The organism is Rhodanobacter sp. FDAARGOS 1247, assembly GCF_016889805.1.
Taxonomy (GTDB): Bacteria; Pseudomonadota; Gammaproteobacteria; order Xanthomonadales; family Rhodanobacteraceae; genus Rhodanobacter.
Genome location: NZ_CP069535.1, coordinates 356,977 through 370,677 on the forward strand (window position 1 = coordinate 356,977; position 13,701 = coordinate 370,677).

Here is a 13,701-nt window from a genome sequence, read left to right on the forward strand (position 1 = left end):
CTGACGCAGCGGGGCGGCGTCGCGGCGGAAAGCTGAATGGCAAGTGTCTTGCTTTGTTTCCGGCATGAAAGATCGCCTGCCGCCGCCCCCGACTCCCACGCCCGATGACCCGCCCGTCGACCCCACGCTGGAACAGCAGATGGCCGAGTGCGGGCTGTCCGGCGACGAGCGCCACTTCCTGCGTCATCTGCATGTGGCCGAGAAACAATTGAACGAGGCCTTCAGCCAGGCGCGCCAGGGCGGCACGCTGGAAGCCCGGATCAGCGAGGTCTACCGCGAGATGTACGGCAGCCCGCGCCGACGCGCACCCGCGCCGCGCTGAGCGGGGTCGACCCTGTCGCTCAAGCCTGGCCGACAGGTGGCGGCGTCCGGCTATGATCGACGGCAGTCGTCAACGGGGATACGCATGTCCGTTCTTGCCTTCGATACCGCCACGCCTCGCTACCCGCGAGGACTGGCGGTGGCCATCCTGCTGGCGGCATCCGCCGCCATCGCCGGCGCGCTGCTCGCGGCCAGCCATCCGTCGCCGGCATGGCACTGGCTGCACTGGCTGGGCAAGCCGCTGGCCACCGTGCTGATCTTCGTGCTGGCCTGGCAGTCGCGGCCGGCCCAATCGCCGCGCTACCGGCGGCTGGTGCTTGCCGGCATCGCCTGCTCGCTGCTGGGCGACGTCCTGCTGATGCTGCCGGGCGACCTGTTCGTGCCGGGGCTGCTGGCCTTCCTGTGCGGCCACCTGTGTTTCATCGCCGCGTTCACCGGCGACTGCCGCTTCGCGGCGCGGCCGTGGCTGCTGCTGGCCACGCTGGGTTTCGGCGCGGTGAACATGGTCCTGTTGTGGGGCGCGATCGGGCCGGCGCTGCGCATTCCGGTGATCGTCTACGTGGTGGTGCTGGCCAGCATGGGCGGCCAGGCGCTGGTGCGCGCACGGGTGCTGGCCCAACGCGGCGACCCGCAGGCGCCGGCGGCGCGGCTGGCGGCGCTCGGCGGCCTGACCTTCATGCTCAGCGATTGCCTGCTGGCGTGGAACCGCTTCGATGGTCCGCTGCCGTGGTCCAGCCTGTGGGTGCTGGCGGCGTACTATCTGGCGTTGTGGTGGATCGCGCGCTCGGTGCAGCGCGTCGAGCCTTCGATCGAGAAAGAGGCGGCGAAGTGAATACGCAGGAACTCATCATCACCTGGGCCACACCGGTCTTCTTCCTGCTGATCGGCATCGAATTGCTGGTGGCGAAACTGCGCGGACGGCAGGCATACGCGGCCAACGATGCGATCAACAGCATCGGGCTGGGCGTGATCTCGCAGCTGGTCGGCGTGTTCACCAAGCTGGTGACGATCGGCATCTATGCCTGGTGCGTCGAACACCTGGCGCTGTTCGCGCTGCCGGAGAACAGCCTGTGGGTGTGGGCCGGCGCGCTCTTGTTCTACGACTTCTGCTACTACTGGCTGCACCGCATGGGCCACGAGGTGAACATCCTGTGGGCCGCCCACGTGGTGCATCACCAGAGCGAGCACTACAACCTCTCCACCGCGCTGCGCCAGACCGGCAGCGGCGCGCTGCTGGGCTGGGTGTTCTACCTGCCGATGGCGATCGTCGGCGTGCCGCTGAAGGTGTTCGTGGTGGTGGCGCTGATCGATCTGCTGTACCAGTTCTGGGTGCACACCGAACAGATCGGCCGGCTCGGCTGGTTCGACCGGGTGTTCTGTTCGCCGTCCAATCATCGCGCCCATCACGCGGTGAACGATCGCTACCTGGACCGCAACTACGGCGGCATCCTGATCGTGTGGGATCGCCTGTTCGGCACCTTTGTCGATGAGGACGACAGCGACAAGCCGGTCTACGGCACGCGCTCGCCGCTGCGCAGCTGGAACCCGCTGTGGGCGAACGCCGAGGTGTACTGGAAGACCGCGCAGGACGCATGGCATGCGAAGCGCTGGCGCGACAAGCTGCTGGTGTGGATCAAGCCGCCGGGCTGGCGTCCGGTCGACGTGGCGGCGCGCTTCCCGAAGCCCGGCTTCACCATGCCCACCGAGCGTTTCGATCCGCCCCTGTCGCGGCCGCTGAAGCTCTACGTGCTGGCGCAGTTCGCCTTGTTGCTGGGCATGGCCACGCAGTTCCTCGGCATGGCCGGTACGGCTGGCATCTCCGCGCTGCTGCTGTATGCGCTGTATCTGACCGTCAGCCTGTGCGTGATCGGCGCGCTGATGGAAGGCCGGCGTTGGGCGGCTTGGGCGGAGGGCATCCGCGTGCTGGCGACGGCCGCCGTGCCGCTGCTCAGCGGGCGCTGGTTCGGGATTGGCCATCTGGACGGCCGTATCGCGCTGGCCATCGCCGTGGTGTTCGGGCTCAGCGCGCTGGCGCTGCCATGGCTGGGCGGGCTGCGCCCATCGTCGTCGTTGCGTCACGACGTCGCGACGGGCTGAGTTTCGGGCGAACCGTCGATCGCGTAGGGCGGGCAACGCCCGCCGGCTCTTGTCGTTTCGGAAAGACGGCGGGCAGTGCCCGCCCTACGCGCGGCGGTCGGTCAGAACTTCACGCGCGCTTCCACGCCCCACATCCGCGGGGGCGTGACGTAGGCGTACGGCGTGCCCAGCACCGACTGCGAGATCGTGCCCAGCCCGCTGACGTACTGCTTGTCGAACAGGTTCTGCACGTAGGCGCCGAGGCCCCAGCGGCCGTTCGCCGCGTTCCAGTCGAGGCGCAGGTCGGTGCGCTGCTGCGGCTCGCCCAGGTCGAAGTTGGTCGGCAAGGCGCACTTGCCCTGGTAGACCGAGGCGTCGTTGCAGCGCATGCGGCCGCGATAGCCGTAGTTGGCGTGGAAGCTCAGCTCGCCCTGGGCCACGCCGTGCCAGGTGTAGTCGCCGCTGAGGCTGTACGAAAATTTCGGCTCGTCCACCGGCTGGCCGGAGACGTTCAGGTAGAGCGCATCGCCGTTGGCGTCGACGCCAGCCGGCACGCGCGCGGTGGAGTATTTCGAGTCGATGTAGCTGCCGTTGAAGCCCAGCCGCAGGTCGTCCACGGGCACCCATTGCACCTGCAGGTCCACGCCGGTGGCGTCCTGGCTGGTGTTGCTGACCTGGTAGGTCGGCACGCCGAGGCCGTCGGTGGACGGCACCACCACCAGGGTCTGCTTGTCGGTGTAGCGGTAGTGATAGATCGAGGCATTCAGCAGCAGGTGCTGGTCGGGGAAGGTGCTCTTGATGCCGAGCTCGGCGTTCCACACTTTCTCCGGCTGGAACTGCGAACCGGGCTCGGTGCCGTTGTAGCCGCCAGCCTTGTAGCCCCGGGCCAGCGACAAATAACCCATCGTGTCCGGGGTGAACTTGTAGTCGGCGACCAGGCGCGGGCTCAGGTCGTTCCAGCGGTTGTCCTTGCTGACCAGCTGGCCCACCGCGTTGGGGAAGATCTGGTTCTGGGTGAGGATGGCGCGCAGGGCATCGGCACTCAGCGCGCCGCCGGTGAGCAGCGGCGCCAGCGCCAGGATGCCGGCCGCGTCGAGCTGGTCGACCGTCGCGTCGAGCTGGGGCGCGTAGCGCACCGGCGTGTACCAGTCGAAATACTTGCGGTCGTGGGTGTAGCGCAGGCCGGTGGTGATGTTGAGCTTGTCGGTGACGTGCCAGATCGCGTCGCCGTATACCGCGTACGAATTGAAGTGGCCGTTGTTGCTGATCGTCTCGGTCCACGGATCGCCGAGCAGGCGGTAGGGCAGGTTGAACGCCTGCAGCAGCGAGTCGAAGTAGTGGAACAGCGTGCCGTCCGGGGTGAAGTTGGCGCCGAGGCCGCTGTTGATCGCCAGCGTGTCGTAGGTGTCGGTGTTCACCGTGGCCAGGCTGGTCTGCTTGGCGCGTTCCATGTAGTAGCTGGCGCCGGCGACCCAGTCGACCCGCTCGTTGCTGCCGTTGAGCTTGAACTCCTGGTACAGCGTGCGCCCCTCGCTGATCACGCCGGTGTCGAGGTGGGTGGTGACGTGGTTGGTGCCGTCGCCGTCCTCGACGTGCGAGATGTTGTAGGCGGCGTAGTTGGTGGTCGAGCTGAAGCCGCCCCAGTCGAAGCCGTGGTCGAAGGCCAGGGTCCAGCCGTTGTACTGGCGACGTTCGCGGCCGCCGTCACTGTCGTTGAAGAACGGCGCGTGGCGCGGGTCATACCAGGTCGACGGATCGGCCGGGAACGGCGCGCGCTGGTAAAGGTCGGTGGAGGACAGCGGGATCAGGCCCACGTCCATGCGCGAGGGCTGCTTCAGGCGGTCATGGTCCCACGACAGGTGCACCGTGCTGTCGGGCGTGACTTGCCAGCGCGCCACCATGCGCGTGCCCCATTCGTCGTCCTTGCCGTAGTGCTGGCCGGTGACGGCATCCCTGAGGTAGCCGTTGCTCTGGTTGTCCAGGAAGCTCATGCGCACGGCCAGGTCCTGGTTCACCGGCACGTTGAGCAGGGCGTCGCCGTAGCGTCTGCCGTATTCGCCGTAGCGCACGCGGGCCTTGCCCTCGAGCTTGTCGGTGGGTTCGTTGGTGACGATCGAGATCGCGCCGGCGGCGGTGTTGCGGCCGAACAGGGTGCCTTGCGGACCTTTCAGCACCTCGACCCGGGCCACGTCGTTGAGCGCCATCAGCGCGCCGCCGGAGCGCGTCTGGTAGACGCCATTGACGTAGACACCCACGGCCGAGTCGGTGCCGATGCCGAAGTCGTTGGTCTCGATGCCGCGCATCCGGTAGGTCGGCTGGGTCGGGTCGCTGCCGTCGACCACCACGCCGGGCACGAACAGGTTGGTCTGGCTGAGGTCGGTGGCGGCGATGATGTCGAGCTGCTTCGCGGTGACGATGTCCATCGCGATCGGCACGTCCTGCACTTCCTGCGTGCGGCTCTGCGCGGTCACCGTGATCTTGCCCAGCTCGGTGGCATTCGTGGTGGCCGCTGCCGGTGGCGGGCTGGTGTCCTGCGCCGAGGCGGTGGGCGACACGCCGAGCGTGCCGGCAAGCAGGGCGCAGGCGATGCCGGCAGCCAGACGATGGGTGCGGATGAGCATGGATGTATTCCCCGGGTCGTGGTCGCCTCCCTCGCCGCCCGCTCGCGGGCCGGTCGTGGATGCGTGGAAGCATGTTCGCCCGCGTCGCGCGCAGGTGTACAGGTGCAGCGCAACATGCCGCGCACGGGCCAACACGATGGGCGGTATTCGCTATGATCGCCGCTGGTTTCCGGCGGTCATGCGATCAGGGGTGTGCAATGGGTTTCCTCGGCAAGCTGGTGCGGCACAAGACGATCGAACAGTTGCAGGCCGAAGCCGGCACCCGCAGCGACTTCCGCCGGGTGCTGGGCCTGTGGCAGCTCACCGCGATCGGCATCGGGGGCATCATCGGCGTGGGCATCTTCGTGCTGGCCGGCCAGCAGGCGGCGATGAACGCGGGCCCCGCGGTGGCGATCAGCTTCCTGATCGCCGGCTTCGGCAGCGCCTGCGCGGCGCTGTGCTACGCCGAGTTCGCCGGGCTGATCCCGGTCACCGGCAGCGCCTACACCTACGGCTACGCGGTGCTCGGCGAGTTCGCCGCGTGGATCATCGGCTGGGACCTGCTGCTGGAATACGCGCTGGTGGTCGCGGTGGTGGCGATCGGCTGGTCCGGCTACGTGCAGGTGCTGCTGAACTCCGCCGGCGTGCACCTGCCGGAGTGGGCGCAGCAGAGCATGAGCGCGCAGACCATGCAGTATTACCTGCAGCAGCTGTTCGGCCTGCACGGTTCGGCGGCGATCGCCGGGCCCAGCGACGGCCACCGCTTCAACGTGATCGCGGCGGCGGTGTCGATCGGCGTGGCGATCCTGCTGACCGTGCGCACCGAGTGGGGCGCGCGCTTCAACACCCTGGTGGTGGCGATCAAGGTGATCGGCGTGCTGCTGGTGGTGCTGGTCGGCGTGTTCTACATCGACCCGGCGAACTGGCACCCGTTCGTGCCCGCCCGCGTGGTCGACGCCGCCACCGGGGTCGGCCACTTCGGCTGGTCGGGCGTGCTGACCGGCGCCAGCGTGGTGTTCTTCGCGGTGTTCGGCTACGACACGCTGACCACCGCGGCGGAGGAATCGAAGCACCCGCAGCGCGACCTGCCGCGCGCGGTGCTGCTGTCGCTGGCGATCGCGATGGTGCTGTACATCGCGGTGTCGCTGGTGCTCACCGGCATCGTGCCGTACAGCACGCTCGGCGGCGAAGCTTCGGTGTCCGATGCGTTCGAGTCGATCGGCCTGCACTGGCTCAGCATCATCATCGCGATCGCCGCGGTGGTCGGCGTCACCAGCGTGCTGTTCGCCTTCATGCTGGGCGCGGCGCGGATCTGGTTCGCGCTGGCCCGCGACGGCCTGCTGCCGGCCTGGTTCGCCAAGGTCAGCCCGCGCTTCGGCACGCCGGCGCGACCGACCCTGATCATCGGCGTGTTCACCGCGCTGGTCGCCGGCCTGCTGCCGATCGGCGAGGTCGCCGAACTGGTCAACATCGGCACGCTCAGCGCCTTCATCATCATCTGCGCCTCGATCATGCTGCTGCGCGTGCGCCGGCCCGACCTGCAGCGCAACTTCCGCACGCCGGCGGTGTGGTTCACCGCGCCGCTCGGCATCCTGTTTTCCGCCGCGTTGATCTACGGCCTGCCGTGGATCACCTACGAGCGCTTCATCCTGTGGATGGCGCTGGGCTGCGTGATCTACTTCGCCTACGGCATCCGCCGCAGCAAGATGGCCGGCTGATCACGGCAGGCCGGGCGGGCGCCAGCGCCGTCGCTCAGTCGACCGTGCTGGCCACGCGGTCGCGGCCGGCGCGCTTGGCCTGGCGCATCGCACGGTCGGCGCGGATCAGCAGGGTTTCGATCGCCTCGTCGTCCGCCCGGCATTCGACCACGCCGATGCTGACGCTCATGCGGCCGTCGGGGCGCTGGATGGCGTGGATCGCCACCCGCAACTGCTCGGCCCGCTGGGTCGCCTGGGCCAGGTCGAGGCCGGGCATCAACATCGCGAATTCCTCGCCGCCGATGCGCCCGATCAGGTCGTCCGGACGCATCTGCCGACGCATCGTGCCGGCCATCGCGACCAGCGCGGCGTCGCCGGCGGCGTGGCCGAAGTCGTCGTTGAGCGGCTTGAAGTGGTCGGCGTCGAGGTAGAGCACGCACGCGGGCAGCCCGCGGTGCCGGATGTCGGCCAGCGCCAGCCGCGACAGCTGCAGGAAGCGGTTGCGCAGCAGCAGCCCGGTCAGCCCGTCGGTATTGGCCTGCTCGCGCAGGCGGCGCTCCAGCCGGAACTGCTCGAACAGCGTGCGCGCCATGAACGCGCGCAGCACCGCGGCCAGCACGATCGCCACCGCCATGTAGATCAGGTACTGCACCACCTGCACGTCGTCGCTGTTGCCCAGCAGCAGCATCGGCAGCGGGCCCAGCGCGCAGACGATCATGCCGGCGACGAAATCCCAGCGACCGAGCCAGATCACCGACGAGACCACGGGCAACAGCAGGCCCGGCAACACCATCGTCTGCCGATGCGGGTTGCCGAACGTGTTGAGGTTGATGCTCACCTCCAGCAGCACCACGAACAGCAGGGTCAGCGCGCTGAGCAGGTGTGGCCGGCGCGCCTGCCGGGTCGACAGCGTCACCAGCGCCAGCGGCAACAGCGGCAACGCGCGCAGCCAGCCGGACAGCATCGGCCTTTGCAGCACGCTGCTGGCCAGCACGGCGACCAGGTAGACCAGGGTCGCCACCAGCATCAGGGCATGGATCATCGGCCCCATCCGCTGCGCGAGGTACCTGCGGTAGTCGCGCTGCTGCAGGCTGTCGTCGTGGCGCGGAAGTTGGTCGAGCAGGTCGTGCATGGGGTTCCTGGGCGGTGAAGCCGGAAGAGATCAGCGTGGATCGCAGCAAGATGGGTGCCAGATTCGGCGCAAGCGCGGGGACGTGGCAAGGCCGGCCGCGCTGGTCGTGACCTTCGGCAGGGGTGAAGGCGGTCGCGGCCGGTCTAGCATCGGGGTCTGGACTCCTGCCATGACAACTTCCCGTTGCAGGGATTCCCGGGCCCCGTCTGGCCCGAGCCGTGTCATGTCGTGATTTTTCGGCAGGTGCGGCAGCGTTCGCCAGGCTCCCCCTTTCCATCCGGAGAACGCATTGAAAGTCACCCGTCTCGCTTCCGCCCTTGTCGCCGCCAGCTTCGGCCTGGCCAGTTTTGCCGCGTTTGCCGATGTCCCGGCGCCGCAGGATGTGCCGTTTCAGGGCACCTTGAAGGTCAATGTGGACGCCACCGACCTGGCGCGCCGGATCTTCCGCGTGCACGAGGTGATCCCGGCCCAGCCCGGCCCGCTGACCCTGCTGTACCCGCAGTGGCTGCCCGGCCACCATTCGCCCAGCGGCCCGATCGACAAGCTGGCCGGCCTGGTGGTGACCGCCAACGGCAAGACCCTGCCGTGGAAGCGCGGCCCGCTGAACGTCTACGCCTTCCACGTCGACGTGCCCGCCGGCGCCAGCAACGTGGAGGTGTCATTCGAGTTCCTCTCGCCGCAGAGCAAGAGCGAGGGGCGCGTGGTGATGACGCCGGAAATGCTGAACCTGCAGTGGAACGCCAACACCATCTATCCGGCCGGCTACTACGCCAAGCGCATCATGGCCGAGACCAGCGTGAAGTTCCCCGCCGGCTGGCAGTTCGGCACCGCGCTGGAAGTGGCCTCGCGCGATGGCGACACCGTGCACTTCAAGCCGATCGCGTACAACGACCTGGTCGACTCGCCGATCTTCGCCGGCAAGTACTTCAAGCGCATCGACCTCGATCCGGGCGCCAAGGCGCCGGTGCATCTGAACGTCGTGGCCGACGCGGCGAAGTACCTGGAAGTGACGCCCGAGCAGATCAAGCTGCATCGCAACCTGGTGCAGCAGATGTACAAGATGTACGGCGCCCACCACTACAACCACTACGACTTCCTGCTTTCGCTCAGCGACAAGATGAGCGGGCAGGGCCTGGAGCACCATCGTTCCAGCGAGAACGGCGTGGGCACCGGCTACTTCACCGAGTGGGAAAAGGGCGCGCTGGGCCGCGACCTGCTGGCCCACGAATACAACCACTCGTGGGACGGCAAGTACCGCCGCGGCGCCGACCTCACCACGGTGAACTTCAACGTGCCGATGCAGGATTCGCTGCTGTGGGTGTACGAAGGCCAGACCCAGTTCTGGGGTCACGTGATGGCCACCCGCTCGGGCCTGTGGAACGAGGAGCAGGCGCGCGACATGCTGGCCTTCGTGGCCGCCACCTACGACCGCGGCCGCCCCGGCCTGGCCAGCTGGCGCAACGTGCAGGACACCACCAACGACCCGATCATCGCCCAGCGCGCGCCGCTGCCCTACCGCAACTACCAGGGCAGCGAGGACTACTACTCGGCCGGCCAGATGATCTGGCTCGACGTCGACGCCAAGCTGCGTGACCTCAGCAAGGGCAAGCATTCCATCGACGACTTCGGCAAGGCGTTCTTCGGCATGGACAACGGCGAGTGGGCCGTGAACCCCTACACCTTCGAAGACGTGGTGAAGACGCTCAACGACATCCAGCCGTTCGACTGGGCCAGCTACCTGCGCACCCGCCTGGACGGCCACGGCCCGCTGATCGGCGGCGTCGAAGCCCACGGCTGGAAGCTCACCTACACCGACAAGCCGTCCGCCGCGGTGAAGGCCATCGAGGCCCGTCGTCATTCCGCCGACCTCACCTACTCGCTGGGCCTGTCGGTGGGCAAGGACGGCAGCATCGGCGACGTGCTGTGGGACGGCCCCGCGTTCAAGGCCGGCATTTCGCCGGCCATGACCGTGATCGCGGTGAACGGCCACGACTACGACGCCGATGCGCTGAAGGACGCGGTCACCGCCTCGGCCAAGGACAAGAGCCTGCCGGTCGAGCTGCTGGTGAAAAACTTCGACCAGTACCAGACCATCCGCATCGACTACCACGATGGCCTGAAGTACCCGCACCTGGTGCGCGACACCAGCAAGCCGGACACCCTGAGCGCCCTGCTCAAGGCCCGCTGAGGCCATTCCGGCCTCATCAGGCACCGCGCTTCCCTCGTTCGCCTCCTCTCCCACTGGTGGGAGAGGATCGAGGTGAGGGAAGCGCAGGTGGCGGCGCATGCCCGCCCGCGGCAACTCGGCTATACTGCGCTCCCCCGCGGGCCACTGCCCCGCGCGGCCGCACATGCGCCTGTAGCTCAGCTGGATAGAGTACTGCCCTCCGAAGGCAGGGGTCGTGGGTTCGAATCCCGCCAGGCGCACCACACACACGCGAACAAGGCTGCCTCATCGGGCGGCCTTGTTCGCATGCGTGGGTGGTTTTTCATCCATCGGCGTAGCGGAGCCAGCCGAGACAGGCGGTCGATAGAAACGTAAAGTGCGGGGAGAACATCAGGGGCAGGCATGACCAACGAAGAATTCAAGAAGACGCTGTGGGACACGGCCAACAAGCTGCGCGGCTCGGTATCCGCGGCGGAGTACAAATACCCCGTGCTCGGCATGGTGTTCCTGAAGTACGTGTCGGACATGTTCGCGGCGCAGGCCGAGGTGATCCGCCATCGCATCGCCGACCCGGCATCCGAGTACTACATCGACGATCCCGCGGTTCGCGGGGAAAGCGCCGACGCGTTCGCCGGCGACAAGACCTTCTACGACCAGGACAACGTGTTCTGGGTGCCGCCGCAGGCACGCTTCGCCACGCTGCTCGACCAGGCCACCGCGCCTGACCTGGCACAGCGGCTGGATCGCGCCATGGGCGAGATCGAGGCGGAAAACCCCACCCTGAAAGGCGTGCTGTACCGCGAGTTTTCCCGTCTTGCGCTGGAGCCGGGCAAGCTTGGCGAGCTGATGGGCCTGGTCGCCCGGCTCAGCTTCGATCCCCGCAAGCACGGCAGCCGCGACGTGTTCGGCGAGGTGTACGAATACTTCCTCGGCCAGTTCGCGATGAACGAGGGCGCCAAGGCCGGCGAGTTCTACACGCCCAAGAGCGTGGTCAACCTGCTGGTGGAAATCCTCGCGCCGTTCAAGGGCAAGATCTACGACCCCGCCTGCGGCTCCGGCGGCATGTTCGTGCAGTCGGCCCGGTTCAAGGACGCGCACCAGAAAACGCTGGGCAAGCAGGGCGACCTCGCCATCTACGGCCAGGAGCTGATGGCGCAGACCCGCCGCCTGTGCCTGATGAACCTGGCCGTGCACGGGCTGGACGGCAACATCGGCCAGAGCTACGGCTCCAGCTTCACCAACGACCAGCACAAGACCCTGCGCGCCGACTACATCCTGGCCAATCCGCCGTTCAACATTTCCGACTGGGATGGCGACAAACTCACCGACGACCCGCGCTGGGTCTACGGCATCCCGCCCAAGGGCAACGCCAACTTCGGCTGGCTGCAACACATGCTCGCGCGCCTTTCCAGCCGCGGCCGCGCCGGCACCGTGCTGGCCAACGGCTCCATGAGCTCGCAGCAATCCGGCGAAGGCGAGATTCGCCGCGCCATGGTGCAAGCCGACGTGGTCGAATGCATGGTCGCCATGCCCGGCCAGCTGTTCTCCAACACCCAGATCCCCGCGTGCCTGTGGTTCCTGTCCAAAGACAAGAAGGCCGGCGGCAACGGCCGCTTCGACCGCAGCGGGCAGATCCTGTTCATCGACGCCCGCAAGGCCGCCAGCGGCCGCATCAGTCGCACCCAGGTCGAATTCACCGACGAGGATCTGCAGCGCATCGCGCAGACCTACCACCGCTGGCGCGGCACCGAATTTGCTCTTCCCCCTCTCCCTCCGGGAGAGGGCCGGGGTGAGGGTCCGGGATACGAAGACGTCCCCGGCTTCTGCCACAGCGCCTCACTGGAAGAAGTGGAAAAGCACGGCTTCGTGCTGACCCCCGGCCGCTACGTCGGCGCCGTGGCGGAAGACGATGACGACGAGGCGTTTGCCGAAAAAATGGAGCGGCTGACGGCGCAGCTGGCCGAGCAGATGGCGAAGGGCGCGGAGCTGGATGGGGTGATACGGGAAAAGTTGGGAGTGTTGGGTTATGGGGGCTGACGTTGCTTGGAATCCAGACCTTTGGAAGGCAGCCGGTGGCGACGTCCCGCCAGATTGGGACTTAGTTCCCTTTGGTGATCTTCTTCAATCGCCCAAGTCGATAACTGTCGGTGTCATGTACCCGGGAGAACACACAGAGGGTGGCGCGCCGCTCATTCGAGTCGGCGATGTGGCAGGTGGTGGAACCGTTCAAGCGACCAGCATGTGTATTGCTCCGGCAGTCCACCACGAGTATCGAAGAACGGAACTGAGCGGCAACGAATTGTTGATCACGCTCGTGGGTACTCCGGGAATTTGCATTCTGGCCCAGCCGAGAATGAATGGTTGGAATGTTGCGCGGGCATTGGCCGTTGCGCGAATGAAATCGCCCGAGTTAAGGCCTTACGTCAAGGCAGTGCTTGAGAGTTCGGTGATGCGCAACATCATCCTGAGCATGTTGAACACTACGGTACAGCCCACCCTCAACCTCAAAGAGATCAAGATTCTTCCCGTGCCGATGCCTCGTCAGGCCGGCGTCGCGCTTGCGCTGGGAGACGTGGCTGAGCTGTTCAATCAGCGAATCGGTTTACTCCAGCAAACCAACACCACCCTCGAAGCCATCGCCAAAACGCTGTTCAAATCCTGGTTCGTGGACTTCGACCCCGTGCACGCCAAGGCCGAAGGACGCGAACCGGAAGCCATGGACGCCGCCACCGCCGCCCTGTTCCCCAGCGAGTTCGAGGAGTCCGAGTTTGGGCTGATTCCGAAGGGGTGGCATGCAGGGAGAGTCGGAGAAGTCAGCCACCTCAATGCGACCAGCTGGTCGTCAAAACGGCATCCCGACACCGTGAGCTACGTCGATCTAAGCGGCGTACACGAGAACCGAATCGGGGCGGTCAATGAGCTACCGTTTTCCGAAGCACCAAGCAGAGCACGCAGGAGTTTGCAGGATGGCGACACAATCGTAGGCACCGTCCGTCCCGGAAATCGGGCCTTTGCGTATATCCATCGTCCTGCCACCAATTTGACTGGTAGCACGGGCTTTGCCGTGCTGTCGCCAAAAGATGGGGCATGGGCACCATTCGTCTATCTGGCAGCCACCCGGAATGACAGCATCGAGCGGCTGGCCAACCTCGCCGATGGTGGTGCCTATCCTGCCGTGCGCCCAGATGTCGTGTCGGCAACACCCGCCACCATTCCACCCTCCGAGATCAATGCCGCGTTTTCCGTCATCACATCACCAATCCTGTGCAAGATCGGCGAGAACCGTGATGCGGAAGCCGCACTGGTTGAACTCCGCGACACCCTTCTCCCCCGCCTGATCTCCGGCAAGCTGCGCCTGCCGGACGCCGAGCGCGAAATCGAGGCCGTCGTATGAGTTACGCCTGTCCGATCTGCGGTGCGTCGCTCGATCCCGTTCCACGCTACCCGCGCCATGTCTGCCAGGACTGCGCGAGCAAGGCGGCCGCCATCGACGGCCGCCCGCTGCAGTTTTCCAACACCGACTTCTCGGGCGGCTTCGAGGCGCGCTACGCCGACACCGGCGAGGCCTACGCCAGCCACGCCTGCTGGATCAACGGCATCCCCTGCCACGCCGACGAAGCGCGCTTCGGCGGCATCGTTGTCGAGGTGATGGCCTGAGTGGCGACAGCCTTTGCCTGCAACTTCCCGGTGAGCTGCACCTGGCGGAAG

The 13,701-nt window shown here is 66.8% G+C and carries 10 protein-coding genes and 1 tRNA gene; 9 read left to right on the forward strand and 2 right to left on the reverse strand.

Going from position 1 to position 13,701, the window contains the following annotated elements; genetic code table 11:
• Positions 1–64: 64 nt before the first annotated feature.
• The 3 genes from I6J77_RS01525 (at position 65) to I6J77_RS01535 (ending at position 2,418) form a co-directional block, all read left to right on the forward strand.
• Positions 65–322 (forward strand): hypothetical protein, encoded by a 258-nt coding sequence (locus I6J77_RS01525; RefSeq protein WP_239309137.1) that lies wholly within the window; start codon positions 65–67, stop codon positions 320–322.
• Between the two features lie 84 nt (positions 323–406).
• Positions 407–1,153, forward strand: a complete 747-nt coding sequence (locus I6J77_RS01530) for a lysoplasmalogenase (RefSeq protein ID WP_204110295.1) — start codon at positions 407–409, stop codon at positions 1,151–1,153.
• Positions 1,150–2,418, forward strand: a complete 1,269-nt coding sequence (locus I6J77_RS01535) for a sterol desaturase family protein (RefSeq protein WP_204110296.1) — start codon at positions 1,150–1,152, stop codon at positions 2,416–2,418. Before I6J77_RS01530 ends, I6J77_RS01535 begins: the two co-directional genes overlap by 4 nt.
• A gap of 101 nt (positions 2,419–2,519) precedes the next feature.
• Here the strand turns inward: I6J77_RS01535 and I6J77_RS01540 are convergent, their stop codons facing one another.
• Entirely contained in the window at positions 2,520–5,018 is a 2,499-nt protein-coding gene (locus tag I6J77_RS01540) for a TonB-dependent receptor (RefSeq protein ID WP_204110297.1), read from the reverse strand.
• Between the two features lie 197 nt (positions 5,019–5,215).
• Between I6J77_RS01540 and I6J77_RS01545 the strand changes: the two genes are divergently transcribed.
• A complete protein-coding gene (locus I6J77_RS01545; RefSeq protein WP_204110298.1) occupies positions 5,216–6,715 on the forward strand; it encodes an amino acid permease in 1,500 nt (499 codons plus the stop codon).
• Positions 6,716–6,749: 34 nt separating this feature from the next.
• Here the strand turns inward: I6J77_RS01545 and I6J77_RS01550 are convergent, their stop codons facing one another.
• Positions 6,750–7,826, reverse strand: coding sequence for a diguanylate cyclase (locus tag I6J77_RS01550; protein WP_204110299.1), 1,077 nt, complete (start codon positions 7,824–7,826; stop codon positions 6,750–6,752).
• A 289-nt stretch (positions 7,827–8,115) separates the two neighbouring features.
• Here I6J77_RS01550 and I6J77_RS01555 point away from each other — a divergent pair, with 289 nt between their 5' ends.
• The 5 genes from I6J77_RS01555 (at position 8,116) to I6J77_RS01575 (ending at position 13,650) form a co-directional block, all read left to right on the forward strand.
• Complete coding sequence (locus tag I6J77_RS01555; RefSeq protein WP_204110300.1) at positions 8,116–10,014, forward strand: M61 family metallopeptidase; 1,899 nt, start codon at positions 8,116–8,118, stop codon at positions 10,012–10,014.
• A gap of 165 nt (positions 10,015–10,179) precedes the next feature.
• A tRNA-Arg gene (locus I6J77_RS01560) sits at positions 10,180–10,256 on the forward strand.
• Between the two features lie 139 nt (positions 10,257–10,395).
• Positions 10,396–12,030, forward strand: coding sequence for a class I SAM-dependent DNA methyltransferase (locus tag I6J77_RS01565; protein WP_204110301.1), 1,635 nt, complete (start codon positions 10,396–10,398; stop codon positions 12,028–12,030).
• Positions 12,031–12,232: 202 nt separating this feature from the next.
• A complete protein-coding gene (locus tag I6J77_RS01570; protein WP_204110302.1) occupies positions 12,233–13,387 on the forward strand; it encodes a hypothetical protein in 1,155 nt (384 codons plus the stop codon).
• Positions 13,384–13,650 carry a hypothetical protein gene (locus I6J77_RS01575; protein ID WP_204110303.1) on the forward strand — a complete coding sequence of 89 codons (267 nt, stop codon included), beginning with the start codon at positions 13,384–13,386 and terminating at the stop codon, positions 13,648–13,650. The genes I6J77_RS01570 and I6J77_RS01575 overlap by 4 nt, the downstream gene beginning before the upstream one ends.
• The last annotated feature ends 51 nt before the right edge of the window (positions 13,651–13,701 follow it).

Excerpts from the sequence above, each read along its gene's own strand:
- I6J77_RS01545 (WP_204110298.1), top strand. The coding sequence starts at position 5,216 with ATGGGTTTCCTCGGCAAGCTGGTGCGGCACAAGACGATCGAACAGTTG.
- I6J77_RS01565 (WP_204110301.1), top strand. The coding sequence starts at position 10,396 with ATGACCAACGAAGAATTCAAGAAGACGCTGTGGGACACGGCCAACAAG.
- I6J77_RS01530 (WP_204110295.1), top strand. The coding sequence starts at position 407 with ATGTCCGTTCTTGCCTTCGATACCGCCACGCCTCGCTACCCGCGAGGA.
- I6J77_RS01570 (WP_204110302.1), top strand. The coding sequence starts at position 12,233 with ATGTGTATTGCTCCGGCAGTCCACCACGAGTATCGAAGAACGGAACTG.
- I6J77_RS01525 (WP_239309137.1), top strand. The coding sequence starts at position 65 with ATGAAAGATCGCCTGCCGCCGCCCCCGACTCCCACGCCCGATGACCCG.
- I6J77_RS01550 (WP_204110299.1), bottom strand. The coding sequence starts at position 7,826 with ATGCACGACCTGCTCGACCAACTTCCGCGCCACGACGACAGCCTGCAG.
- I6J77_RS01540 (WP_204110297.1), bottom strand. The coding sequence starts at position 5,018 with ATGCTCATCCGCACCCATCGTCTGGCTGCCGGCATCGCCTGCGCCCTG.
- I6J77_RS01575 (WP_204110303.1), top strand. The coding sequence starts at position 13,384 with ATGAGTTACGCCTGTCCGATCTGCGGTGCGTCGCTCGATCCCGTTCCA.